This window comes from Pelagibacterium luteolum (assembly GCF_900100665.1).
In the GTDB taxonomy this organism is placed as follows: Bacteria; Pseudomonadota; Alphaproteobacteria; order Rhizobiales; family Devosiaceae; genus Pelagibacterium; species Pelagibacterium luteolum.
This window is the reverse complement of the sequence record NZ_FNCS01000003.1, coordinates 115,706-140,266: the sequence shown is the minus strand read 5'-3', so window position 1 is coordinate 140,266 and position 24,561 is coordinate 115,706. Positions and strand designations below refer to the sequence as shown.

Annotated in this window: 23 protein-coding genes; 15 read left to right on the top strand and 8 right to left on the bottom strand. The window is 60.4% G+C overall.

Annotated elements, in window-relative coordinates; genetic code table 11:
* Nucleotides 1–368 precede the first annotated feature (368 nt).
* From BLR31_RS07180 to BLR31_RS21625, 4 genes are all read right to left on the bottom strand, one after another.
* A complete protein-coding gene (locus BLR31_RS07180) occupies nt 369–797 on the bottom strand; it encodes a hypothetical protein (RefSeq protein WP_090594095.1) in 429 nt (142 codons plus the stop codon).
* Between the two features lie 11 nt (nt 798–808).
* The gene (locus BLR31_RS07175) at nt 809–1,147 is read right to left on the bottom strand and encodes an ElaB/YgaM/YqjD family protein (protein WP_090594092.1); all 339 of its coding nucleotides are present in this window, start codon (nt 1,145–1,147) and stop codon (nt 809–811) included.
* Nucleotides 1,148–1,253: 106 nt separating this feature from the next.
* Complete coding sequence (locus tag BLR31_RS07170; protein ID WP_090594090.1) at nt 1,254–1,805, bottom strand: sigma-70 family RNA polymerase sigma factor; 552 nt, start codon at nt 1,803–1,805, stop codon at nt 1,254–1,256.
* An 11-nt stretch (nt 1,806–1,816) separates the two neighbouring features.
* Nucleotides 1,817–2,128 carry a NepR family anti-sigma factor gene (locus BLR31_RS21625; RefSeq protein ID WP_090594087.1) on the bottom strand — a complete coding sequence of 104 codons (312 nt, stop codon included), beginning with the start codon at nt 2,126–2,128 and terminating at the stop codon, nt 1,817–1,819.
* 70 nt (nt 2,129–2,198) lie between these two features.
* Here BLR31_RS21625 and BLR31_RS07160 point away from each other — a divergent pair, with 70 nt between their 5' ends.
* The 10 genes from BLR31_RS07160 to BLR31_RS07115 all read left to right on the top strand — a co-directional run bounded on the left by BLR31_RS07160 (nt 2,199) and on the right by BLR31_RS07115 (nt 17,866).
* Nucleotides 2,199–2,996: a response regulator gene (locus tag BLR31_RS07160; protein WP_090594085.1), complete on the top strand. Its 798-nt coding sequence runs from the start codon at nt 2,199–2,201 to the stop codon at nt 2,994–2,996.
* 326 nt (nt 2,997–3,322) lie between these two features.
* Entirely contained in the window at nt 3,323–4,261 is a 939-nt protein-coding gene (locus tag BLR31_RS07155; RefSeq protein WP_176762559.1) for a sensor histidine kinase, read from the top strand.
* Nucleotides 4,262–4,860: 599 nt separating this feature from the next.
* Nucleotides 4,861–7,329 (top strand): glycogen/starch/alpha-glucan phosphorylase, encoded by a 2,469-nt coding sequence (locus tag BLR31_RS07150; RefSeq protein WP_090594080.1) that lies wholly within the window; start codon nt 4,861–4,863, stop codon nt 7,327–7,329.
* Nucleotides 7,330–7,425: 96 nt separating this feature from the next.
* Nucleotides 7,426–9,627 (top strand): 1,4-alpha-glucan branching protein GlgB, encoded by a 2,202-nt coding sequence (gene glgB / locus BLR31_RS07145; RefSeq protein WP_090594077.1) that lies wholly within the window; start codon nt 7,426–7,428, stop codon nt 9,625–9,627.
* Nucleotides 9,628–9,707: 80 nt separating this feature from the next.
* On the top strand, nt 9,708–10,979 hold the full coding sequence (glgC, locus tag BLR31_RS07140; RefSeq protein ID WP_090594073.1) for a glucose-1-phosphate adenylyltransferase: 1,272 nt from the start codon (nt 9,708–9,710) through the stop codon (nt 10,977–10,979).
* Entirely contained in the window at nt 10,979–12,415 is a 1,437-nt protein-coding gene (glgA, locus tag BLR31_RS07135) for a glycogen synthase GlgA (RefSeq protein ID WP_176762577.1), read from the top strand. The genes glgC and glgA overlap by 1 nt, the downstream gene beginning before the upstream one ends.
* Before the next feature lie 113 nt (nt 12,416–12,528).
* The gene (locus BLR31_RS07130) at nt 12,529–14,157 is read left to right on the top strand and encodes an alpha-D-glucose phosphate-specific phosphoglucomutase (RefSeq protein ID WP_090594068.1); all 1,629 of its coding nucleotides are present in this window, start codon (nt 12,529–12,531) and stop codon (nt 14,155–14,157) included.
* Nucleotides 14,158–14,174: 17 nt separating this feature from the next.
* Complete coding sequence (gene glgX / locus BLR31_RS07125) at nt 14,175–16,157, top strand: glycogen debranching protein GlgX (RefSeq protein ID WP_244504973.1); 1,983 nt, start codon at nt 14,175–14,177, stop codon at nt 16,155–16,157.
* Nucleotides 16,158–16,475: 318 nt separating this feature from the next.
* Nucleotides 16,476–17,108 carry a hypothetical protein gene (locus BLR31_RS07120; RefSeq protein ID WP_143009338.1) on the top strand — a complete coding sequence of 211 codons (633 nt, stop codon included), beginning with the start codon at nt 16,476–16,478 and terminating at the stop codon, nt 17,106–17,108.
* A 71-nt stretch (nt 17,109–17,179) separates the two neighbouring features.
* Nucleotides 17,180–17,866 (top strand): hypothetical protein, encoded by a 687-nt coding sequence (locus tag BLR31_RS07115; protein WP_090594059.1) that lies wholly within the window; start codon nt 17,180–17,182, stop codon nt 17,864–17,866.
* On the opposite strand, the gene ald is transcribed toward BLR31_RS07115, so the two are convergent.
* Nucleotides 17,863–18,978, bottom strand: a complete 1,116-nt coding sequence (gene ald / locus BLR31_RS07110; protein WP_090594057.1) for an alanine dehydrogenase — start codon at nt 18,976–18,978, stop codon at nt 17,863–17,865. The two genes, BLR31_RS07115 and ald, sit on opposite strands and share 4 nt — an antisense overlap.
* A gap of 120 nt (nt 18,979–19,098) precedes the next feature.
* On the opposite strand from ald, the gene BLR31_RS07105 reads away from it, so the two are divergent.
* The 5 genes from BLR31_RS07105 to BLR31_RS07085 all read left to right on the top strand — a co-directional run bounded on the left by BLR31_RS07105 (nt 19,099) and on the right by BLR31_RS07085 (nt 23,255).
* Nucleotides 19,099–19,563: an Lrp/AsnC family transcriptional regulator gene (locus BLR31_RS07105; RefSeq protein ID WP_090594054.1), complete on the top strand. Its 465-nt coding sequence runs from the start codon at nt 19,099–19,101 to the stop codon at nt 19,561–19,563.
* 157 nt (nt 19,564–19,720) lie between these two features.
* Nucleotides 19,721–20,752 carry an ABC transporter substrate-binding protein gene (locus BLR31_RS07100; protein WP_090594051.1) on the top strand — a complete coding sequence of 344 codons (1,032 nt, stop codon included), beginning with the start codon at nt 19,721–19,723 and terminating at the stop codon, nt 20,750–20,752.
* Nucleotides 20,753–20,917: 165 nt separating this feature from the next.
* Nucleotides 20,918–21,709, top strand: coding sequence for an ABC transporter ATP-binding protein (locus BLR31_RS07095; RefSeq protein ID WP_176762558.1), 792 nt, complete (start codon nt 20,918–20,920; stop codon nt 21,707–21,709).
* The gene (locus BLR31_RS07090; protein ID WP_090594049.1) at nt 21,706–22,524 is read left to right on the top strand and encodes an ABC transporter permease; all 819 of its coding nucleotides are present in this window, start codon (nt 21,706–21,708) and stop codon (nt 22,522–22,524) included. Before BLR31_RS07095 ends, BLR31_RS07090 begins: the two co-directional genes overlap by 4 nt.
* A gap of 68 nt (nt 22,525–22,592) precedes the next feature.
* The gene (locus BLR31_RS07085; RefSeq protein ID WP_090594047.1) at nt 22,593–23,255 is read left to right on the top strand and encodes a glutathione S-transferase family protein; all 663 of its coding nucleotides are present in this window, start codon (nt 22,593–22,595) and stop codon (nt 23,253–23,255) included.
* 3 nt (nt 23,256–23,258) lie between these two features.
* On the opposite strand, the gene BLR31_RS07080 is transcribed toward BLR31_RS07085, so the two are convergent.
* The 3 genes from BLR31_RS07080 to BLR31_RS07070 form a co-directional block, all read right to left on the bottom strand.
* A complete protein-coding gene (locus BLR31_RS07080) occupies nt 23,259–23,531 on the bottom strand; it encodes a hypothetical protein (protein WP_143009337.1) in 273 nt (90 codons plus the stop codon).
* Nucleotides 23,532–23,602: 71 nt separating this feature from the next.
* Nucleotides 23,603–24,025 (bottom strand): DMT family transporter, encoded by a 423-nt coding sequence (locus BLR31_RS07075; protein ID WP_090594040.1) that lies wholly within the window; start codon nt 24,023–24,025, stop codon nt 23,603–23,605.
* 4 nt (nt 24,026–24,029) lie between these two features.
* Nucleotides 24,030–24,506 (bottom strand): DMT family transporter, encoded by a 477-nt coding sequence (locus BLR31_RS07070; RefSeq protein ID WP_090594038.1) that lies wholly within the window; start codon nt 24,504–24,506, stop codon nt 24,030–24,032.
* Nucleotides 24,507–24,561 lie beyond the last annotated feature (55 nt).

Below are 24,561 nucleotides of genomic sequence, written 5' to 3'. Positions count from 1 at the left end.
GCGACGGGCCTTAGGCAACTCGCCTTTTGTTGCTACCACCCGCCGCGCATTATGGAGATCTCGTTGAAGAGGCAGCTCGGGTGGTGTGGGGGCCGCTAGCGAAACGCACGGGGCTGGGAATGCGAAAGCATGGCCAGTGATTTCGCACTAAGCGAGGCGCATGCTGAGTACCCTATGTGAGGGCAGGGCTACAGGGTCGCGAGCGGATTTGGCGACAGTCCCACACCAAGGCAATTCACCACAAGTTGTGGGCTTCCCTGTCGGACATGTAAGACGGGCTCACAGGCGCGGTCGGCAATCCATTAGAGCACGAAAAAGGGCCGGACAATGTGTCCGACCCTTTGTTCAACTTAGTCATGTCAGGCGAATTAGTCGTCGTCTCCGCCTGAGCGGCTTAGGTACCAGCCGGCGGCGATAGCTGCCAGGGCAGGAATAAGAAGTGGTCCGCGGACCCTGCTAGCCAATTTCAAGCCTGTGGTCGCAAGGGACAGGGTGGATGCCATCATCGCTGCGTCCGTCGAAGAGCGACGGCGTTCGCGCTTCCGGCGACTGGCGCCAGCGGAGATAACCGCTAGCGTGATACCCGCAATCGCCAGCATAGCCGTGCCCAATATCAGTGACGCGGCAAGCGGGTCGGTGGCGGCAGCCAGCCATATGAAGAGTGCCGCCAGCAGAAATGCTGTGCCGCCCAAGCCCAAAAGGCCGATCAGCACGTAAGCGACGACAGTCTGTCCAGCGGAGCGGACGGCGGAACTGGCACGGCCGGTTACCGCCGCAAATGGTGCGATGAGCGCCATCTTGGCAGCTCTTAAAGGATTTTCGAGATGACGTACCCGATGCCGGCGGCGATGAGGACCGAGGTGATCGGCTTTTCGCGGATCGATGCCTTCAGTTCGCTCTCGGCCGCTTCGAAACTGTCCTGGACCTGCTCCAAAGCTTCTTCGCCTTCGCGTTCGACGCGGCGACGAATCTTGCGGACTTCGGTCTTGGCTTCGCCTGTGCGGTATTTGACGATATCGCCGAGTGTCGCGGTGATCGCCGCTACGTCTTCACGAAGAGCCGCGATTTCAGAATCGAGATCCTTGGCGGGATCGCGCGGATCGGTGTCGTCCTTGGTACGAGGATTGCTGGTAGCAGCGCGGGCCATTGGCGGCCTCCCATGTTGGCTGTTGTCCCGTCTCGTAACGCAAAAAGCGAAAAGAGGTTCCGGGGTAAATCCCGAAACCTCAACATTTCTCGCCATTTATGTGAGATCAGGCCGCTGGCGATGCCAGATTCATCACACCCACAGCAACCGCATCAGGACCATATTCTCCATCTCCTTCCAATTTGAGGATATTGGAGAGTTGCGTCCGTGCGCGACTGACCCGGCTTTTGATGGTTCCGACCGCGCAATCGCAGATATCGGCGGCTTCTTCATAGGAAAAGCCCGAGGCGCCCACGAGGATGAGAGCTTCACGCTGATCCTCAGGGAGCTGGTTCACAGCTTTCTTGAAGTCTTCCATATCAAGCTTCCCGACCTGTTCAGGATGGCTCGACAAGCGCTCGGCCATCGCGCCTTCCGGGTCGGATACTTCGCGTTTGCGCTTGCGCATCTGGCTGTAGAATTCATTGCGAAGAATTGTGAAGAGCCAGCCCTTGAGATTGGTGCCAGGCGTGAACGATGATCGCTTGTCCCAAGCGCGCACGAGCGTCTCTTGGACGAGATCGTCGGCCTTGTCGGCAGTGCCGACAAGCGACATCGCGAAAGCGCGCAGGTTGGGGATGACCGACAGAAGTTCGGCGCGGAAATCGTAGTTGGACATGACGACCCCCCTTACTCGGACTTCGGTTTTTTTTCGTCCTCGCCGAGTTTGCCAAGCAACTCGAGGAGGCGATCGGGCACGGGCTCGGCGACGACGTCGTCATAAAGCTCGCGCAACTTAAGGCCGATGAACGCCTGAGAGTCAGGACTCATGCCAGGCTTTCCGGTGGAATTCTCCACTTCATCGTCCTTTTTTGCCATTCTATTGCTGCTGAGTTGAGTCAACGTATTTTCCCCATATAGCGTCATAGCGTCTTTATAATTGTGGGCCAAAACGTTGCTGCGGCAAAAAAGTTCCATTGGTATCTGGAACTTTTCATCCATAATGTCGTTAAGGGGCCATTGTCGCCTGCCGCGTCCAATGGCGGGCGGATATCGAGGGAGCTTTTCTATAATGAATCTTGCTGAGTTGATTGCGCCGCACATTCCCTACTTGAGGCGATTTGCGCGCTCCCTGACAGGGAGCCAGTCGAGTGGCGATGCGTATGTTTCGGCCACTTTGGAAGCGCTCGTCGCGGACAGGTCGATATTTCCAACCGATCTGAACGCCAAAGTGGCGCTCTACAAGGTTTTTTCTCAGCTTTGGCAGTCCGTCGAAATCAACCTGTCCGATCTCCCGCCCGCTGCTGATGCATGGGAAGAGCAGGCGCGCAGGAGCTTGAAGGCCATTGCACCGCTGCCGCGTCAAGCGTTCCTTCTGGTCGCTGTCGAGCGGTTTACCCACGCTGAAGGCGCTGAAATTCTGGGCGTGGATCAGCAGGGGTTCGATGAACTGATCGATACTGCGTCCAGCGAGATGGCCAAGCAGGTTGCGACGAGTGTCCTGATCATCGAGGACGAGCCCTTGATTGCGATGGACATCGAGCAGATGGTCGAATCGCTCGGCCACACGGTGACCGGGGTTGCGCGCACCCATAAGGAAGCGATCGAGTTGTTCAACAAGCGCCGGCCGGGATTGGTGCTCGCCGACATCCAGCTTGCTGACGGAAGTTCGGGCATCGACGCGGTGAACGACATGCTGCGCTCGGCGAGTGTGCCGGTGATCTTCATCACAGCGTTTCCAGAGCGCCTTTTGACTGGCGAGCGGCCGGAACCTGCGTTCCTCGTCACCAAGCCTTTCCAGCCGGATATGGTCAAGGCGCTGGTCAGCCAGGTTCTGTTCTTCTCCGAACAGATGGAACAGGCAGCTTAGTTTCATTTGGCTCGGAACCGGCGCTGTCCGGGCGCCGTTCTCTCCTTGATGTCGGTTAGTTCTACGGGCGCCTCCCACCGGGGGGCGCTGGAGCGCAAAGATTATGGTCTTTGCAATTTTCATCGCCATGGTAGTGGTCGTGATACGGGGCTCGGGGGACAGACTGAAACGCTGACTCCCGGCCATTGTGGGGGAAGTTGAGCGGTGAAACCGTCCAAGTGGGGCTCGTGAACAACACGGATAAAAATGCGTCGCCTATGAAGGGTCACGAAAACGGTAGATTAAGCGGGGGCGGGGTTGAAAGCTCCCGGCGTTTTGCTTTTGCAATGCGCGCTCTGAGCCGGACACCGGTGTCGCTCAGCTACCAGAATCGCGACCTGATTTACGAATGGGTCGAAAATCTTCCCCACGGTATCGAATCGGTCGATGTGCTCGGCGCGACGGACGCCGAATTCCTCCCGCGATTGGCGGCCGAGCGGCTGCGTGCGGTCAAGCTTCATGTCATGGAAACCCGCGATCCGCAGCGGTTTGAGCTGCCGGTTAATCTGGCGGGTGAGGTGCGTTGGTTCGATATCTGGGTCGATCCCGATGTCGACGGCGACGGAGCGGCGTTGGGCGTGTATTCGACGGTGATCGATGTAACTGCCCAGAAACGCAAGGAAGTTCAGCTCAAAAACCTATTGCGCGAGGTCAGCCATCGCTCGCGCAATCTCCTGGCGATCGTGCTGTCGCTGGCCTCCCAGACGGCGCGGAGTGCTAACTCCATTCCGAGCTTTGTCGCATCGTTTTCCGGGCGCTTGCAGGCTATTGCCCGTGCGCAGGATCTGGTGACGGATCGCGACTGGCAGGGTGCCCTTTTGAGCGATCTGATCTCGCGGCAGATTGCACTGTTCCATCAGGATCATAGCTTGCCGGTCAGCGTGAAAGGGGATGATCTCGTGGTCTCTCCGAGCGCGGCGTTGTACGTGGGGCTGGCGATCCATGAGCTGGCGGCAAACGCTGTTCGGAACGGGCAGCTGCAGGCCCAAGGTGCTGATATCATTGTCGCTTTCAACCTCGATCCGAGGCCGGATGGGGGGCGAACGCTTGTGGTCAAATGGTCGGAAAAGCTTGGGGTTGGGTCGGTTTCCACTCCGGTCGAGCCGTTGACCCGCAAGTTCCTCGAGAGCGTCGTGCCGCTGGCCGTCGAAGGGTCGGGCACGCTCGATGTGACGCCGCTTGGCGTTCAGTACGTCCTTAATATCGACGGCAATCACATCACCTGAAATCGATAATGCCCTAAACGAGGAAAGGCCGGAAACCCTGAGGTTTCCGGCCTTTCTGAGGGCGAAGCGCTTGGGGGAAACGCGTTCGCTTGTCCCGTAAATGCGCTGCTGAAACAAAGGTTCCGGCAAAAAAACGCATTTCTCATAAAAAAAGAGGATCGCCGGGCAGCAATCCTCTTTAGGGTCAGGGCTTGGCTCGATGAAGGTAGGGGCGCCTTCATCGGCTGTTCGAATAACGCGGTTGAATTCAGTTCGTTCCATCTCGTGGAGCGATTTTTCGGCCTGGATATATCCTAGCACGATTTTGAGGGGCGGGGATAAGCGGGTTCTCTGAAATATATAAGTTAAATCAATGGCTTATATTTCGTTCGTCGAGCGGATTTGGCGAAGGCGGGTGTGTGCGGTCTCGCACAACCGTCAACATATGGCTCGAGATCGGAGAATGTGCGCGTGATCGACGGAGCCCTTCTGGAGTTGGCGACACCGATGTGCGCCACGCGGGGTGGGCATGCGACGAAAGTAGTTGGAAAGCGCAATCATCTCGTGCAAGAGTTGATGTTCTCTGAGGGGAGGACAGGCCATGACACACAGGTTGCGACATGCCGCAGAAGCCAATCGTTTTCGATGCTCCGACCCCCCAGCCACGCGCCAGTGATGCGGAGACACTCCGCAACGAGATCCTTGAAAAGCTGACATATGCTGTCGGCAAGGATCCTATCGTTGCCCGCAACACGGACTGGCTGACGGCCACTATCCTGACCGTCCGCGATCGCATCATCGATCAGTGGATGGAGTCGACGCGCGACACATGGCGCAATTCGCAAAAGCGCGTCTATTATCTCAGCCTCGAGTTCCTGATCGGGCGGCTGATGCGCGATGCGGTCTCCAATCTGGGGATGATGGAGACGGTGCGCGAAGCGCTCGCGTCCTTCAATGTCGATCTCGACATCCTGATCGAGCGCGAGCCCGATGCGGCGCTGGGTAACGGCGGCCTTGGTCGGCTCGCCGCATGTTTCCTTGAATCGATGTCCTCGGTGAAGGTGCCGGCCTATGGCTATGGCATCCGCTACGTCAACGGCATGTTCCGGCAGGAAATGAGCGATGGCTGGCAGGTGGAGCTGCCTGAAAACTGGTTGGCCCACGGCAATCCCTGGGAGTTCGAGCGGCGCGAGAGTGCGTATGAAATCGGGTTTGGCGGCTATGTCGAACCAATACAGCAACCCGATGGCAGCGTGCGGCAGGTTTGGCATCCGGCAGAGCACCTTCACGCCGTGGCGTATGACACGCCGGTGGTGGGATGGCGCGGTGCGAGGGTGAACACGCTGCGCTTGTGGAGCGCCCAGCCGATCGACCCCATTTTGCTCGACAGGTTCAATTCGGGCGACCATCTCGGTGCACTTGAAGAAAGCGGTAAGGCGTCGACGATTACGCGGGTGCTCTATCCTGCGGACTCGACCCCGGCCGGGCAGGAATTGCGGTTGCGGCAGGAGTTCTTTTTCTCCTCGGCGTCGTTACAGGACATCATCCGCCGGCACTTACAGCAATATGGCGATCTCGGCTCGCTGCCCGACAAGGTGGCGATCCAGCTCAACGACACGCATCCGGCCATTTCGATCGCCGAGATGATGCGTATTCTAATGGACGTGCAGGGGCTGGCCTGGGAACAGGCCTGGACGCTGACACGCAAGACGTTCTCTTACACCAACCACACGCTGTTGCCCGAGGCGCTGGAAACCTGGCCCGTGGCGCTGCTGGAGCGCCTTCTGCCGCGCCAGATGCAGATCGCCTACGCGATCAACGCGATGGTGCTGGAGGAAGCGCGCGAAAAGGGTATCGGGGACGACCGTATCGCGGCGATTTCGCTCATCGATGAAAATGGCGGACGGCGCCTGCGTATGGGGCAATTGGCCTTTGTCGGCTCGCATTCGGTTAATGGCGTTTCGGCGCTGCACACCGAATTGATGAAGCAGACCGTCTTTGCCGATCTGCACAAGCTCTACCCCGAGAGGATCAACAACAAGACCAATGGTGTGACGCCGCGGCGCTGGCTGATGCAGTGCAATCCCGCGCTGACGAAGCTGATCTCGGACCGCATCGGCCCAGAATTCCGCGATGATATCGAGCAGATCATCAAGCTCGATGCCCATGCCGAGGACAAGATTTTCCAGGACCAGTTTGCCGCCGTCAAACGGCAGAACAAGGTCGCGCTCGCGGCGCTGATCAAGGAGCGGATGGGGATTGCGGTTTCGCCCGACGCCCTGTTCGATATCCAGATCAAGCGTATCCACGAGTACAAGCGCCAGCTTCTCAACATCATGGAGGCGGTGGCGCAGTACAATATGATCCGCGCACACCCGGAAAAGCGCTGGGTGCCGAGGGTGAAGGTGTTCGCCGGCAAGGCCGCACCGAGCTATTGGAACGCGAAACTGATCATCAAGCTGATCAACGACGTTGCCAAGGTGGTCAATAATGACCCGGCGGTGCGCGGACTGCTCAAGATCGTGTTCCTGCCCAATTATAACGTGTCTCTGGCCGAAACCATCATTCCGGCTGCCGATCTCTCCGAGCAAATTTCGACGGCGGGGATGGAGGCGTCTGGCACTGGAAACATGAAGTTCGCGCTCAATGGCGCTGTGACCATCGGCACCATGGATGGCGCCAATGTGGAAATGCGCGAGCGACTGGGGCCTGAAAACATCGTCATCTTCGGGCTGACGGCTGATCAGGTGAACGAAATCCGCATCCAGCACCGCTCGCCGCGCGAAATGATCGAGGCCAGCCACCAATTGCGCGAAGTGATCGAGGCGATCAGCTCAGGCGTCTTTTCGCCTGATGATCGCAGCCGTTATCGCCAATTGATGGATGGGCTTTACGATCACGACTGGTTCATGGTGGCCCGCGATTTCGACGCCTATTGCAAGGCGCAGCGGGTCGTGGATGGCTATTGGGCTGACCGCAAGGTGTGGAACGCCATGGCCGTTCGCAACACCGCGCGCATGGCGTGGTTTTCGTCCGACCGAACGATCCGTGAGTATGCCGATGATATTTGGAGGGCCAGTCACACCTGATTTTACAGGAAAGACTGCGGGCCGCCGGAACCTGGCGGCCCCGCGCAAGTTCCATCGTGGGCACTGATGATCAACATCAGGGGGGAGTAGAAGACTTTGGCGAAAAAGCAGTCCGGCTGGCAGGCCGATCCGCAGACGATTTCCAGGATCGTGAGCGGTCAACACGATGATCCCTTCTCAGTTCTCGGTCTCCATCAATCCGGCAAGCAGTGGTTTGCGCGGGCGTACATTCCCTATGCCGAGACGCTGGAAGCGCTGACGCTGGATGGAAAATCCCTCGGCTCGCTGGAGCGGCGCGACGATGCCGGGTTCTTCGAAGGTGAAATCGCTCTGCCCTCCCGGCAGCCGATCCTTTATCGCGCGTCCAATTCGGGCGGCGGGTGGGAAGTGGTCGACCCCTATACGTTCGGGCCGGTTCTGGGGCCGATGGACGATTATTACATAGGTGAAGGCTCCCATCTGCGCCTGTTCGACAAGATGGGCGCGCATTTCATGACGTTCGAGGGCGTCGAAGGCACGCATTTCGCTGTTTGGGCACCCAATGCGCAGCGCGTGAGCGTGATCGGCTCGTTCAACGAATGGGACGGCCGTCGCCATCCGATGCGCAGGCGATCGGAAACCGGGATTTGGGAAATCTTCCTGCCCTATGTGAAGCCCGGCGCGCAGTATAAATACGAGATCATCGGCAAGGCGGGGAATTTGCTGCCGCTCAAGGCCGATCCTTATGCGCAGCAGGCCGAAATGCGGCCCAAGACGGCGTCGATCGTTGCCGATCCCACACCCTTCGACTGGACCGATCAAGCCTATATGGAGGCGCGCAAATCGCGCGACTATCGCCGCGAGCCGATGAGTGTTTACGAGGTGCATCTGGGCTCATGGCGCCGCCGGCCCGATGGTGGCTTCCTGTCCTATGATCAGCTGGCCGAACAGCTCGTGCCCTATGCCGCCGATATGGGATTTACCCATATCGAACTGATGCCGATCACCGAGCATCCCTATGATCCGAGCTGGGGCTATCAGCCGACCGGGCTTTATGCGCCGACGGCGCGGTTTGGCGATCCGGCCGGTTTTGCGCGGTTCGTCAACGCTGCGCATAATGCCGGGCTTGGGGTGATCCTCGACTGGGTGCCTGCGCATTTCCCGACCGACGAGCATGGGTTGGCCAAGTTCGACGGAACCGCGCTTTATGAGCATGCCGATCCGCGGCAGGGCTATCATCCGGACTGGAACACGGCGATCTACAATTTCGGGCGCAAGGAAGTGTCGAGTTTTCTCGTCAACAACGCGCTCTACTGGCTGGAAAAATTCCACCTCGACGGGCTGCGGGTCGATGCTGTCGCGTCGATGCTCTACCTCGATTATTCGCGCCAGCCGGGGCAGTGGGTGCCCAACCAGCATGGCGGCAACGAGAATATCGAGGCGATCGCGTTCTTGCAGCGCGTCAATGCCGAGACCTATGGACAGCATCCGGGTACGTTTACGGTGGCCGAGGAATCGACGAGCTGGCCCGGAGTGACAGCGCCGACCTATGCCAAGGGGCTGGGCTTCGGGTTCAAATGGAACATGGGGTTCATGAACGACACGCTGCGCTATATGCAGCGCGATCCCATTCATCGCCGGTATCACCATCACGATCTGACGTTCGGGCTGCTTTACGCCTTTTCGGAAAATTTCACCCTACCGCTCAGCCATGACGAAGTTGTGCATGGCAAGGGGTCGCTTCTGACCAAGATGGCGGGCGACGACTGGCAGAAGTTCGCCAATCTGCGGGCCTATTACGCCTTCATGTGGGGGTATCCGGGCAAGAAGCTGTTGTTCATGGGCCAGGAATTTGGGCAACGCGAAGAATGGAGCGAGGTCGGTGCGCTGGACTGGTGGCTGCTCGACGCGCCATCGCATGAAGGCCTGCGGCGGCTGATTTCCGATCTCAATACGGTCTATCGCGAACTGCCTGCCTTGCACGCGCGCGATTGCGAGCCCGAAGGGTTCGAGTGGATCATCGCCAGCGATCAGGCGAACTCGATCCTTGCGTGGATGCGCAAGGCGCCTGACGCGTCGCCGGTCGTCGTGATCACGAGCCTTACGCCGGTGCCGCGCGAGAAATATCGCCTGCCAATGCCTGCGGCGGGGCGGTGGATCGAGCGGATCAACACCGATGCGGGTTGGTATGCCGGATCGAACGCCGGCAATCAGGGTGTCATCACAGCGACGCCCGGCAACGAATATGGCTATCCGGCCACCGCCGAAATCGTTGTGCCGCCCTTAGCGACGCTTATCCTGCAATTTGAGCCTGATTGATGACTGGACTGAAACAAAAACGATAACCGCGTCGCAACCGGCCAGAGAACGTCCGGAGCGATGGTCAAAAGGAGAGGAACATGGTCGACAACAAGACCCCAGCGCCACTGGCGCGTGATGCCATGGCCTATGTGCTGGCGGGCGGCCGCGGGACGCGGTTGATGGAGCTGACCGATCGGCGCGCCAAGCCGGCCGTCTATTTCGGCGGCAAGTCTCGCATCATCGATTTTGCGCTGTCGAACGCGCTCAATTCGGGCATTCGCCGCATATCGGTGGCGACGCAATATCAAGCGCATTCGATGATTCGGCATCTGCAGCGCGGGTGGAACTTCCTGCGCACCGAGCGGAACGAGAGCTTCGACATTCTGCCGGCCAGCCAGCGGGTGGCGGAGGACATGTGGTATGCCGGGACCGCAGATGCGGTCTATCAGAACATCGATATCATCGAGGATTACAACACCAAGTACATCGTGGTGCTGGCCGGCGACCATGTCTACAAGATGGACTACGAGATCATGCTGCGCCAGCATGTGGACACCGGGGCCGATGTGACGGTGGGGTGTCTAGAGGTGCCCAGCAAGGAGGCTTCGGCATTCGGTGTGATGCATGTGGACGGCCGCGACAAGATCGTCGAGTTCATGGAAAAGCCCAAGGATCCGCCCTCGATCCCCGACAAGCCGGGGATTTCGCTGGCGTCGATGGGGATCTATGTCTTCGAGACCAAGTTCCTGATGGACCAGTTGCGGCGCGATGCGGCGACGGAAGGATCGAGCCGGGATTTCGGCAAGGATATCATTCCTCATATCGTCAATAACGGTAACGCCTGGGCGCACCGGTTTCCGCGCTCCTGCGTGCGGTCGGAGAACGAAGACGTCTCCTATTGGCGCGACGTGGGGACGATCGATGCGTATTGGGAGGCCAATGTCGATTTGACCGACGTGACGCCGCAGCTCGATCTCTATGATCGCGAGTGGCCGATCTGGACGCATGCGGAAATCACGCCGCCGGCCAAGTTCGTGCACGATATCGACGGGCGGCGGGGGCAGGCGATTTCGTCGCTGGTTTCGGGCGACTGCATCGTTTCGGGCGCGCAGTTGCGGCGGACATTGCTGTTTACCGGGGTGCGGGTGAATTCCTATTCGGAGCTCAATGAGGCGGTGATATTGCCGCGCTGCGCGATCGGTCGCGGGGTGCGGCTGAACAAGGTGGTGGTCGATGCGCGGGTGGATATTCCCGATGGGCTGGTTGTCGGGGAGGACCCGGAATTCGATGAGAAGTGGTTCCGCCGTTCGCCCAATGGGGTGACGCTGATTACGCAGCCGATGATCAACAGATATCTCGCCAATCGATGATGGACGTTCTCTCAGTCGCTTCCGAAGTCTATCCCCTGATCAAGACGGGCGGGCTGGCCGATGTGGCCGGCGCGCTGCCGGGCGCGTTGGCGAGTCAGGACGTTTCGATGCGGACGCTGGTGCCCGGGTATCCGCAGGTGATCGGGGCGATCAAGAAGGGGCGCAGTGTTGCCCAGTTCGCCGATCTGTTTGGTGGGCCGGCCGAGCTGATCGCGGCGCGGGTGGGGGATCTCGACCTCATCGTTCTCGATGCCAAGCATCTGTTCGATCGGGCGGGGGGCATTTATGTCGATGCGACCGGAAAAGATTGGGAGGACAATTGGCAGCGGTTCGCGGCGCTCTCCTGGGTGGCAGCGGAACTGGCCAAGGGGCTGGTTGCGGGCTATCGACCCGAGATCGTCCACGCCCATGACTGGCAGGCTGCGATGGCGGCCGCCTATGTGGCGTTCGGGCGCGACGAGACGACCAAGGTGGTGGTGACCATCCACAACATCGCGTTTCAGGGTGCGTATCCGGCGGATATATTTCCACATCTGCGTCTGCCGCCCGATGCGTTTGCGATGAGTGGGGTGGAGTATTATGGCGGGGTCGGGTTTTTGAAAGCCGGGCTGCAGTGCGCGCATGCGATCACGACCGTCAGCCCGACCTATGCGCGGGAAATCCGGACCCCGGCGTTCGGGATGGGACTCGAGGGGCTGCTCAACGAGCGGAGCCACGATCTCTACGGCATTTTGAACGGCATCGACGACGGGGCGTGGAATCCGCAGTCGGATCCCGATCTGGCGGCTAATTTTGCGGCGGCGAATACGCGCAAGCGTGAGGTCAATCGCGTGGCGCTGGCCGATCGGTTCGGGCTCGAGGAGGATGGCAGTCCGCTGTTTGGCATCGTCTCGCGCCTGACGTGGCAGAAGGGCATCGATATCGTTGCCGAGAACGTCCATTGGCTGGTGTCGCTCGGTGCGCGGCTGGCGGTGCTGGGGTCGGGCGATCCCGACCTCGAAATCGCCATGGAGGAAGCGGCGGCGCGGTTCCCGGGGCGTGTGGGGTTCATCAAGGGCTATGACGAGGGGCTTTCGCATCTGGTGCAGGGCGGGGCCGACGTTGTTCTGGTGCCGTCGCGGTTCGAACCGTGCGGGCTAACCCAGCTTTATGCTCTGCGCTACGGGGCGATCCCGCTGGTCAGCCGTGTGGGTGGGCTGGCCGATACCATAATCGATGCCAATGAGGCGGCGATCGAGGCGGGCGTGGCGACAGGGGTGCAGTTTTCCCCGGTCGACGGCCCTAATCTCGGTGAGGCGATCTCGCGCACCGTGTCGCTTTATCAGCGGCCCGATATCTGGGCGCGGATGCAGCGCAAGGGCATGAAGACCGATGTGTCCTGGACCAACAGCGCGCGGAAATATGCAGCGCTTTATGGGGCGTTGTTGAATCGATGACGGGGCTCGGAGCAAAATTGCGCCGGTGGGCGTTGGGATGCACCGAGGCTGGACCCCGGGACTAAATCCTGGGGTAATCCAGGAATAAGATTGCAAGTTTGAGGACTTTACCCGTGATCAAGACAATTGCCACCACGCCATACAGCGACCAGAAGCCCGGGACATCGGGCTTGCGCAAGCGGGTGACGCATTTTCAGCAGACCAATTACGTCGAAAATTTCATCCAGGCGCTGTTCGACAGTCTGCCGGACAAGGACGGCGAGACGCTGGTGATCGGCGGGGATGGGCGGTTTTTCAACGACACCGTCATCCAGATCGCCATCCGCATGGCGGCAGCGAACGGGTTCGGCAAGGTGATCGTGGGGCAGGGCGGCGTTCTCTCGACGCCCGGGGCTTCGCACATCATCAGGCACTATAATGCGTCTGGCGGCATCGTGCTTTCGGCCAGCCACAATCCTGGCGGACCGGATGGTGATTTCGGCATCAAGTATAATGGGACCAATGGCGGTCCGGCGGCGGAAAAGATAACCGACGCGGTTTATGCGCGTTCCAAGGAAATCACCCAGTACAAGACCGTCGATACGCCCGATATCGACCTGTCGACGATTGGCGTCGAGACGGTGGCCGGCATGTCAGTCGAGATCATCGATCCGGTGGCCGATTATGCGGCGCTGATGGAAACGCTTTTCGATTTCGATGCGATTGCCGCGATGTTTGCATCGGGGTTCCGGATGCAGTTCGATGCGATGCATGCGGTGACGGGGCCCTATGCCAAGGCAATTATCGAGGGCCGGCTGGGTGCGCCCGCGGGCACGGTTATCAATGCCGTGCCGCTGCCCGATTTCGGCGGCGGTCATCCCGATCCCAATCTCGTTCATGCCAAGGATCTCTATGATCTCTTGATGGGCGCCGATGCGCCAGATTTCGGCGCTGCATCTGACGGCGATGGCGATCGCAATCTGATCATCGGGCGCAACCGGTTCGTAACGCCGTCGGATTCGCTGGCGCTGCTGGCGGCCAATGCGCATCTCGCACCTGGCTATTCGCGCGGGATTGCCGGCATTGCGCGGTCGATGCCGACCAGTGCGGCCGCCGACCGCGTGGCCGAAAAGCTCGGCATCGAGATGCACGAAACGCCGACAGGCTGGAAATTTTTCGGCAATCTGCTCGATGCGGGCCGGGTTACCATCTGCGGTGAGGAAAGCGCGGGCACGGGGTCGGACCATGTGCGCGAGAAGGACGGGGTCTGGGCGGTGCTGCTCTGGCTCAATATCCTCGCCGTTCGCAAGCAGAGCGTAGATGAGATCGTGCGCGAGCATTGGGCCACATATGGCCGCAATTACTATTCGCGCCACGACTATGAAGAGGTCGATGCCGAGGCTGCAAACCGGCTGATGGCCGACCTTCGGGCCAAGCTGCCCGAGCTGAAGGCCAATGGGCTTGCCGGGCGTCAAATCGTTCTGGCCGATGATTTTGCCTATTCGGATCCTGTCGATGGATCGCAGACCAATGGGCAGGGCATCCGCATCGGGTTTGCCGATGGCTCACGGATCGTTTTCAGGCTTTCGGGGACGGGGACGGTGGGGGCTACGCTTCGCGTTTATATCGAGCGTTACGAGCCCGCCGACGGGGATCACGACCGCGAAACGCAGGAGGCGCTGTCAGACCTCATTGTGCTGGCCGATGAGGTTGCGGAGATCAAGGCCCGAACGGGTCGCGACGTGCCCACGGTCATCACTTGAGGCCAACGGGCCCTACCGTGAAGCTGGGGGCGACGCTGGCTGCGGATGGCGTCAGCTTCGGCGTCTATTCGGAAACCGCCGAAAAAATCTGGGTTTGTTTTTTCGACGATGCCGACCGGGAAACCGATCGGATCGCGCTTGGGCGCGACGGCCATGTCTGGTCGGCGCAAATTGCGGGGCTATCTGCGGGCGCGCGGTATGGATTGCGGGCCGATGGTCGGTATGACCCCAAGCAGGGGTATTATTTCGATCCCAACAAGCTTTTGGTCGACCCGTACGCGCGACGGATCGATCGGCAATTCGTTTTGCATCCGGAGTTGTGTCTGGCGCGCCCGGAGGCGGTCGATACGGCCCTCTATGTGCCCAAGGCGATCGTGCCGGGTCGTCCCGATCCGGTGGCGCGGCCAAAGGACGATGCCCGGCGACCGGCGCTGATTTACGAGCTCAACGTCCGCGCCCATACGATGCGCCACCCGGCAGTGTCGCCGCCTCTGCGGGGGACGCTGAAGGCGCTGACGACGCCCGAGGTGATCGACCATATCGTGTCGCTTGGTGTGGATGTGGTCGAGCTCATGCCAGTGGCCGCCTGGATCGATGACCGGCATCTCCCGGCGCTCGGGCTGACCAATGGCTGGGGCTATAACCCCATCACCTATTTTGCGCCCGATCCGCGGCTGGCGCCGAACGGTCCCGACGATGTGCGCGACATGATCGCCGTCTATCGGCGCGCCGGCATCAGGGTGGTCGTCGATGTGGTCTATAACCATACCGGCGAAAGCGACATCCTGGGGCCGGTGATCTCGATGAAGGGGCTGGATGCGCGCACCTATTATCGCCATGTCGAGGTCAACGGGGAGATGCGGCTGGTCAACGACGCGGGGACCGGCAATACACTGCAATGCGATCACCCGGTCGTGCAGGCTCTTGTCATCGACAGCTTGCGCCATTGGGTGACCGAATTCGGCGTGGCCGGCTTTCGCTTCGATCTCGCGACCGTTCTGGGGCGCACGGCGGAGGGGTATCGGCACGATGCCGAGATGCTCAGCCTTATTCGCAATGACGACGTGCTCAAATCCTGCCTTTTGATCGCCGAACCGTGGGATCCGGGGCCCGGGGGCTATCATGTGGGCGGATTTGGTGATCCGTTTTTCGAATGGAATGACCGCTATCGGGACGATGTGCGCCAGTTCTGGCGCGGCGATCATTATATGCTCGGCGCATTGGCGACGCGGTTGGCCGGTTCGGCGGACAAATTAGATCATGATGGGCGAAAGCCTTCGGCGAGCGTCAACTTTCTTGCTGCCCATGACGGGTTTACGCTGGCCGATCTGGTGGCGTTTGCCGACAAGCACAACGAGGCCAATGGCGAGAACAATCGCGATGGGCACGGGGCGAATTATTCGTGGAATTGCGGGATCGAGGGCGCAACGCGCGATCCTGCGGTTCTCGAGGCGCGGAACCGTGACGTCAGGGCGCTGCTGGCGACGCTGTTCGTCTCGCATGGCTCACCCATGATTACGGCGGGGGACGAAATCGGGCGCAGCCAGGGCGGTAACAACAACGCCTATGCCCAGGACAATAATCTGACGCATCTCGACTGGGACGCTGCGGACCTCGACCTTTCGGCATTCGTTTCAGACCTCGCAGCGCTCCGGCGCGGCCATCCCGCCTTTCGCTCCGATAAATTTCTCTCCGGCAAGATGGGGGAAAAATTCAAGGACGTGATGTGGCTGACGCCGGACGGCGCGGAGTTGGGGCCGGGTGATTGGGGGATACCGGACGCATCGGTCTTGGGCATGTTCCTGCACGAAGCGGGTGAAATTCTTCTCGTGTGGTTCAACCGGCTATTCGAAGAGTGCGTCGTGACGCTGCCCTCCGAGCATGGCCTGACATTCGATATCGTTCTCGCTTCCAGCGGAGGCGCGCGCCTGGATGAACGTTCCTCGCAAGCGGTTCTGCCGGCGCGAAGCGTCGTCATCCTAGGCTGTGTGTCGGGATAACTTGCCGCGCTTGTTCCTGCAGCGGCGGGATGACGGCATGTTAATTGTTGGAACGATCGGGGACGGGGGCGGTTAACCATCCGTAACCCCGGCGAGTTTTTGAGCCCTTTACGCGCTCCGTGTTTTTCTCTCGTCAACAAAGAATGCCTTGCGTTGGTGACACAGGTCGCCAGCGCGATAGGTGCTTTTCGTCTTTTAAGCCTTTGAAAATAAATAATAAAAACTGAAACTTATTTTGAAACGGGCTCGTTTCTGTCTCCGGTCGCACAGATGACCGACGGCGTCTCATCCTGGGATGCCTTCAAAAGGAGACTAAAAATGAAAAATCTTGCCAAGACCCTTCTCGCCGGTGTTGCCGGTGCCGCTCTCTTGACCTCGGCTGCCATTGCGCAGGATTCCGAAAATACCAGCATTCTCGACAGCGTCGGTTCGACCGTTGAAGGCACAGTAGACGCCGTCGATGACGTGACCAGCGATGTCACGAACGACCTTGGCGTGAACGACACTGTCGACGACGTCACCACTGATCTGGGCGTCAGCGACACGATCGATGACGTGACCAACAGCGTAACCGGTGGCGATGTCGATGCAGTCGACGACGTAACGGGTGGCGATGTGACCGGTGGCGATGCTTCGGTTGGCGATATCGGCACGTTCTCCGACCTGGTTGGCGCCATCGAAGCGGGCAATTTCGACGTTTCGGACCTGTCCGACGTGTCTGAGGTTTCCATCGTCGATGTGAGCGAAGCGTTCAACGATTTTGACGCCACAGCGTTCAACGAAGTCCTTTCGGGCAACAGCACGAATATCTCGGACCTCCAGAACGAGATCAGCGGCAATTCGGCCCTGAGCAACGCGCTTTCGGGCAACAACATCGATATCTCCGATGTCGTGGCGCTCGATAACCACAATGATGGCTCGATCACCATCTATACCGAGAGCAATGACTAATCGGCATTGCTAACTGAAATGATTGGCGCGGTGCCCAGTGCACCGCGCCTTTTTTGTGAAGAGAATTTGAGATGAAACGCAGAGTGACCGGTATTTTCGTTGCGGCCCTGGTTCTGGCGAGCCCCGTCGTGGCGCAGCGCATCGAACTCGATGGCAGCAGCGCGAACGGCTTGAGGATTGGGCCGAGCGACACCACCATCGAGAGGGCGATGGAGGGGGGCGCGACTGTCGATATCGGGGATGATGGCATCGCCGTCGATGCGGGCGGGTCAGTGCGGCTTGGCGTCGATGAGCGTTCGGAAACCGTTGGGGGCGGGATTTCGCTCGGCGGGGGCGGTGCCGAGGAGGCGGCGTCCAGTTCGCCACGATCGGCGCCCGAGGGGGCGAGTTCAGGCACGACGGACGATGTCACGGCTGAGCCCGATGCAGCGGAATTGCATGCGCCCCTGTCGCAGATGCGCTTGCCCAGCGATCCTGCGGAGGCTGCAGACTGTCTTGAGGCCGATGTCTTTGCCCAGCATCGCGATGCGTTCATGGAGGCCGAAATGCCTGAGGCGTCAGTCTATATCCGGCGCGTCGATGTTTCGGTGTGCGGGTACGAGCCCTCGCGGGAGCTGATGACGTATCTCAATACGATGCCGGACATTCGCGCAGGATTGGAGCAGATGCTGATCGATCCCGAGCAGATCGTTTCGGCGGGATGGACCGATGATGCGGGCTTGTTGATCTACACCATCGATCCAGCTGCGATCCCCTAGTTCAAGAGGCTATCTGCCGCCACCGTCTCGTAGCCCAGAATTTCGGCCACGGGCGCACAGGTGACGTGGCCGTTGGCGATGTTGAGGCCGTTTCGGAGGTGGATGTCGTCACGCAGGGCCTGTTTCCAGCCCTTGTTGGCGAGGGCCAGGGTGAAGGGCAGGGTTGCGTTGTTGAGCGCGTAGGTCGAGGTGCGGGCGACGCCGCCGGGCATGTTGGCGACGCAGTAGTGGACGATGCCGTCGACCGTATAGGTTGGGTCGGCGTGGGTGGTGGGGCGTGAGGTTTCAAAGCAACCGCCCTGATCGATGGCGACGTCGACGAGTACGGCACCGGGCTGCATCGTTGCGAGCATGTCGCGGCTGACGAGTTTGGGGGCCGCGGCGCCGGGGACGAGGACCGCACCGATTACGAGGTCGGCGTCGGCGATGGCCGAGGCGACGGCGGCGCGGTTGGAATAGAGGACTTTTGCCGAAGCGCCGAAATGGGTCGAAAGGCGCTCGAGGGTGGTCGAACTTTTATCGAGAATTGTGACGTCGGCCTGCATGCCGACAGCCATCTGCGCCGCGTTGAAGCCAACGACACCGCCGCCGAGGACGAGGACTTTGGCCGGGTGAACGCCGGGGACGCCGCCAAGGAGAACACCGCGTCCGCCATGGGATTTTTCGAGCGCTGTGGCGCCGGCCTGGATCGACATGCGGCCGGCGACCTGGCTCATGGGTTTTAGAAGGGGCAAGGCGCCAGTGGCGTCGGTGACGGTCTCATAGGCGATGCAGACGGCGCCGGATTTGACGAGATCGGCGGTCTGGTCGGGGTCGGGGGCGAGGTGGAGATAGGTGAAAAGGACGTGGTCGGCGGTGAGCATGGCACGCTCGGCGGCCTGGGGCTCCTTGACCTTGACGATCATTTCGGCCCGGCTAAAAACCGTCGCAGCGTCGGGGGCGATCGTCGCGCCTGCACTTTCGTAGGCGGCGTCGCTGGCACCGATGCCGGCTCCGGCCCTCGCTTCGATGATGATCTCATGGCCTGCAGCGGCGAGTTCCGCGACGCTTTCGGGGGTCAGGCCGACCCGATATTCATGGTTCTTGATTTCTCTCGGTACACCGATGCGCATGTTTTCTCCTCCCGTTCAGACTGGAAATTCTAGGGCATAGCGGGCACACGCAGGTTGCAGAATTGGATCGTTCATGTGCAGCATGTGCAATGGCATTGCGTAAGTGGAGGAACTGACACAATGAACCTGCCGATGGACGATATCGATCGCAAGATATTGCGCGCCATTCAGCGTGACTCAGCGCGGTCGATGCAGGATCTCGGGGACCTTGTGGGGCTGTCGGCATCGGCGTGCCATCGCCGTCTCAAGTCGCTTGAAGAAAAGGGCTATATCGCCGGATATCGAGCGATGCTCGACCGGGTGCGGCTGGGCCTTTCGATGCAGTTTTTCATCGAGGTTTCGCTGGTGAGCCAGAGCGACACGACGCTCGAAGCATTCGAGAAGGCGGTGAAGACCATCCCCGAGGTGTTGGAGTGTCATCTCATGGCGGGGCAGTCCGACTATATATTGCGGGTGGTGTGCGAGGACGCGACGGCGTTCGAGCGGTTGCATCGCGATCTCGTGGCGCGGCTGCCGGGAATCGCGCGGGTGCATTCAAACATGTCTATCCGCGAGGTGAAGTCGTTCGGTGGCCTGCCCGTATAAGCGGCAAATTTTGGCAAATATGCGAGATCAAAATAGGCGTTCAGCCTAGAGTTTGAGCATCGTCGCGCTCGTGCTCAATTGCTGGCATTTTTTACTTTACAGTCAAAATGCCAAAGGCTTTGATCGCCCATGGGCACAACCAAGGGGTAACTCCATCATGCTTTTCCGCAGACTGTTGACGCTGGCTGCCGGCTCTCTCGTTTTGGGCGCAGGGCTCGCGTCCCCGCTCGTGGCGCAGGATCTGACGCCGGTTCGTTTCACGCTCGATTGGCGTATCGAAGGGCCGGCCGCCGGCTTCATGCTGGCCGAGGCCAATGGCTATTTCGAAGAGGAAGGTCTCGATGTGACCTTCGACGTCGGCAATGGGTCGGTGGAAGTCATTCCGCGCGTTGCGACCGGCGCATATGACATGGGGTTCGGTGACATCAATTCGCTGATCAAGTTCCTCGATGAAGATGTCGATCAGCCGATCAAGGCGATCATGATGGTCTATGAGACCCCGACATTTTCGGTCGTCGGTCGCCGGTCGCTGGGCGTGACTGAAGACCCGGCATCGCTCGAAGGCAAGACGCTCGGCGCGCCGCCACCGGATGGCGCATTCGCGCAGTGGCCGGCCTTCGTCGAGGCCTCGGGCATCGACACCACCGACATCACCATCGAATCCATCGGTTTCCCGGTGCGTGAGCCGATGCTGGCGCAGGGCGATGTGGATACCGTGTTCGGGTTTGCGTTTTCGGTCATCCTCAACCTCAAGGCTCAGGGCGTGGCGGATGACGACATCGTGCCGATCATGATGGCCGATCACGGTCTGGCGCTTTACGGCAATTCGATCATGGTCAACACCGACTTTGCCGAGGCCAATCCCGAGGTCGTCGAGGGCATGCTCCGCGCCCTGACCAAGGGGTTTGCGGACGCTGTTGCCGATCCGGCAGCGGGCGCTGCCGCCGTGGTTGCCGCCAACGATATTCTCGATGTCGCTATTGAGACCGAGCGGCTGGAAATGGCCAATGCGATGAACATCAACACGTCCTACGTTCAGGAGAACGGGTTCGGTGGCGTCGATATGAATCGTCTCGATGCGGCTATCGAGCAGTTGGGGACTTCGATCGGGATTTCTTCGGACATTTCCGCAGCAGATGTTTTCGACGACAGCTTCCTGCCGCCGGCTGAAGAGCGGATGCTGCAGTAGGGCTGGTTCGGGTCCGGGATCGGGGCTTTTGGCGTTCGATCCCGGGGCCGACACTGAGGTTGAATCCCGGGTATGGATCCGGGATGACTTGCTGGGTGGGGTGGTGCTGGTCGGCGCTCTCCACCTTGTCGGGTTTGGCCGGTCGATCGGTTGCAAGGGGAAGATATGACAAAGCCACTCGTGGCCATCGATCAGGTGGATATGCGCTATGGCGGGCCGGATGGGACGCTGGCGGTTGCCGGGCTCAACATGGTTGTCGAGAAGGGCGAGTTTGCCGCCGTGGTCGGGCCGTCGGGCTGCGGGAAGTCCACGCTCATGAAGTTGGTTACGGGATTGCACATTCCGCAATCGGGTCTTGTGACCGTGGCCGGGACACATGTGACCAAGCCCGTATCGATTGTCGGCATGGCGTTTCAGAACCCCACGATGCTGCCCTGGCGCACGACGCTGGATAACATTCTGCTTCCGCTCGAGATCGTCGAGCGGCATCGGCACAGGTTGCGCAGGCATAAGGCGGAATATGTGGCCAAGGCCGAAGCGCTGCTCGATACCGTGGGGCTCAAGGGCTTTGGATCGAAATTTCCCTGGCAATTGTCGGGCGGGATGCAGCAACGCGCCAATCTCTGCCGCGCGCTTATTCACGAACCGGAACTGTTGATGCTCGACGAGCCCTTCGGTGCGCTCGATGCGTTTACGCGTGAGGAGTTGTGGCAGGTCATTCGTGATCTGCATGCGGCGCAAGGGGTCACCATTGTCCTCGTGACGCACGATCTGCGCGAGGCTGCGTTTCTGGCGGACACGATCCATGTCATGAGTGCGCGTCCGGGACGGGTCTTGAACGTCCACAGGGTGCCGTTTGCGCGGCCCCGGCAACTCGAGTTGATGTATGAGCCGGCGTTTAACGACCTCGTCCATTCGCTCCGCGCCGAGATCGCCGATGCGAGGGCCGTGGCATGACCGATAGTCCAGCACCTACTGTAGCCGTTTCGACGCCAATAGCGCGCAAGCCAATCAACTGGCTGCCGTTCATGCCTTGGATCTATACGATCGCGCTGTTTGCGATCTGGGAATTGGGGGTTCAACTTTCGGGCCTGCCGCACACCATCCTGCCGGCGCCGTCGCGCGTGTTTCAGGCGATCATCCAGTATTGGCCGGCGATCCAGCGGCACTCCATCCAGACGCTTTATACCACCTCGCTGGGGTTCATCCTTGCGGTTGTCGGGGGGCTGGCCCTTGGGCTGCTGGTCGGATGGTCGCGGACGATTTATGCGGGGCTGTACCCGATCATGGTCGGGTTCAATGCCATTCCGAAGGTGGCGCTGGTTCCCATTCTGGTGATCTGGTTCGGGATCGGGACAGTGCCGGCGGTGCTGACGGCATTTTTAATCGCGTTCTTTCCCATCGTGGTGAACGTTGCGACGGGGCTGGCGACGATCGAGCCCGAGACTGAAGACGTGCTGCGAGCGCTCGGGGCCAAGAAGATGGACATCATGCTCAAGGTGGGGATTCCGCGCTCGATGCCGTATTTCTTCGGGTCGCTGAAGGTCGCGATTACGCTGGCGTTCGTCGGATCGGTTATTTCCGAGACGGTGGCTGCCAATTCGGGGCTGGGCTACATGATGAGCGCGGCGCAGAGCCAGTTCAACGTGCCGCTGGTTTTTGCGGGACTGGTGATGCTCGCGGTGGAGGGCATCGTTATGTATGCGCTGATGGCGTGGATCGAAAAGCGGACCACGGGCTGGGCGCATCGGTCGACGACGATGGCGGGTTGAAATAGCGGGCCCATTGTCGGAGCCAGGAAGCGCGCATCGTCTTTATCTCGTAGAACGGGAGACAAACGATGACCATCACGATCACAGCATTCGAAGCGTCGCCGGACCAGGGGCGCGGATTGGCGCGCGACATGCGGGTGCGCTGGGCGCTGGAGGAAGCGGGGCTGGCGTATCGGGTCGAACTGGTCTCTTTTGCGCAGATGAAGCAGGCGCCCTATTTGAGGCAACAGCCATTCGGGCAGATCCCCGTGTATCGCGAGGACGATCTGACCCTGTTCGAGACGGGCGCCATCGTCTTTCACATCGCTCAGCATCATGGTGCGTTGCTGCCCGCGGCGCCGGACGCGCGGGCGCGTGCTATCACCTGGATGTTTGCGGCGCTCAATACTGTGGAGCCACCGATCATAGAGCGGGAGCAGGCCCATTTTACCGTCGGTAGCAGGCCGTGGTTTTCCGAACTTACGGCCGTGATGGATGAGAGGGCGCGGGTGCGGCTCGCGCAACTATCCGATCATCTGGGGGATGGGGCGTGGCTGGACGGGGATTTCAGTGCCGCAGATCTTTTGATGGTGCTGGTGCTGCGGCGCATCGAGGGCGACGGGATCCTGGAGGCGTTCCCAAATCTCATTGCCTATGTGGCGCGAGGGGAATCGCGGCCGGCGTACCAACGGGCCTATGCCGCGCAGGAGAAGGTTTATACCGATAGGGTCAGCCAAGATTTGCGCGGGTGACAGCTAGCGGTCGCCGATGAGGATCGAGGCGCCGAGGACGCCGAGCAGCACGAGGCCGAGGCCGAAGATCATGACGAGGTTGGCGTTGTGCACCCAGCCGATCGGTGCAAAGCGGCCGAGCCAGATGGGGTGATAGATCGCCACGCCGAAACCGGACCAGCTTCCGGCGAATGCCGAATAAAGGCGTTCGCGCCAGCCGGCCTTCGGCATCAGGCCCTTGATCGCTGCAACGAGGATCATCAAGCCAGCGACGGGGATCAGGAACGTCTGGAGCACGATCGGCCTCCGGTTGAACGCTGTTTATGTACGCCTCTGCAGTGCGTTCGGCGAGAGCCAAGAATGTCGCATCAGCTGCGCTTTTGCGTCAGTGCCATGCCCGCGATGATGAGGGCGACGCCCAAAAGGTTGAGGACGAGATTGTCGGTGTTACCGCGCAGCGTGTCGAAGAGAACGCCGAAGATCATCTGGCCGCCGATGACCAGCATGGCGGTGTTGATCGCGCCGATGCGGGCAATGAGCCAACTGCCCGATGCGACGAAAATCACCCCGATGGTGCCGCCGAGATAGGCGTACCAAGGGGCGTCGAGCGCGCCCTGGGGCCAGAGACCGCCAAGGATCAGGCCGAGGACGGTGAGGAGCGCAAAGCCGACGATGTGGTTCCAGAACGAGGCTATGAGCGCTGTGGTCGAGAGCGCGAGGCGGCCATTGAGCTGGCGCGAGAGCGAGACGAGGATGCCGGCGAGGAGGGCGTAGAGGATGGCGAGGGTCATGGCTCTACCCGTTCGCAAAAATGATGATGAGCGATCCGGCAAAGATCAGCGCCACGGCGCCGAAATCGCGGATCTTGGGGATGCGTTGGGGCAGGCCGAAAAGGCCCCATCGGTCGGCGGCGAGCGAGAACAGCACCTGACCGGCGAGGCCGAGGGCCAGCGTGCCGGAGAGGGCGAGGGCCGAATTGACGGTAATCGAGGTCAGCATGACTGTTATCGCGCCCGAGACGCCGCCGAGATAGGCCCAGAGGGGGGCTGCGGGTTTTGGAGCGGTTTCGCCCGGCGCGGTACGCAGGCGCATGAGCGCAAGAAAGGCGATGGCGGCGATGGTGCCGGTGCCATGGGCCACCCATGACGAATACATCGCGCCGCCATGGAAGGCGACGAGACCGTTGAAATCGACCATCAGCGTCAGGAGGCCGCCGCTGCCGAAGGCGAGGAAGATATGAAGAGGAGAAGGACGGGTCTGGGCGCGTGACATTGCGAATCGATTCAGAAGTTTAGCGGCGTCGCGTTCATCTGGTACGCCAAGTGCG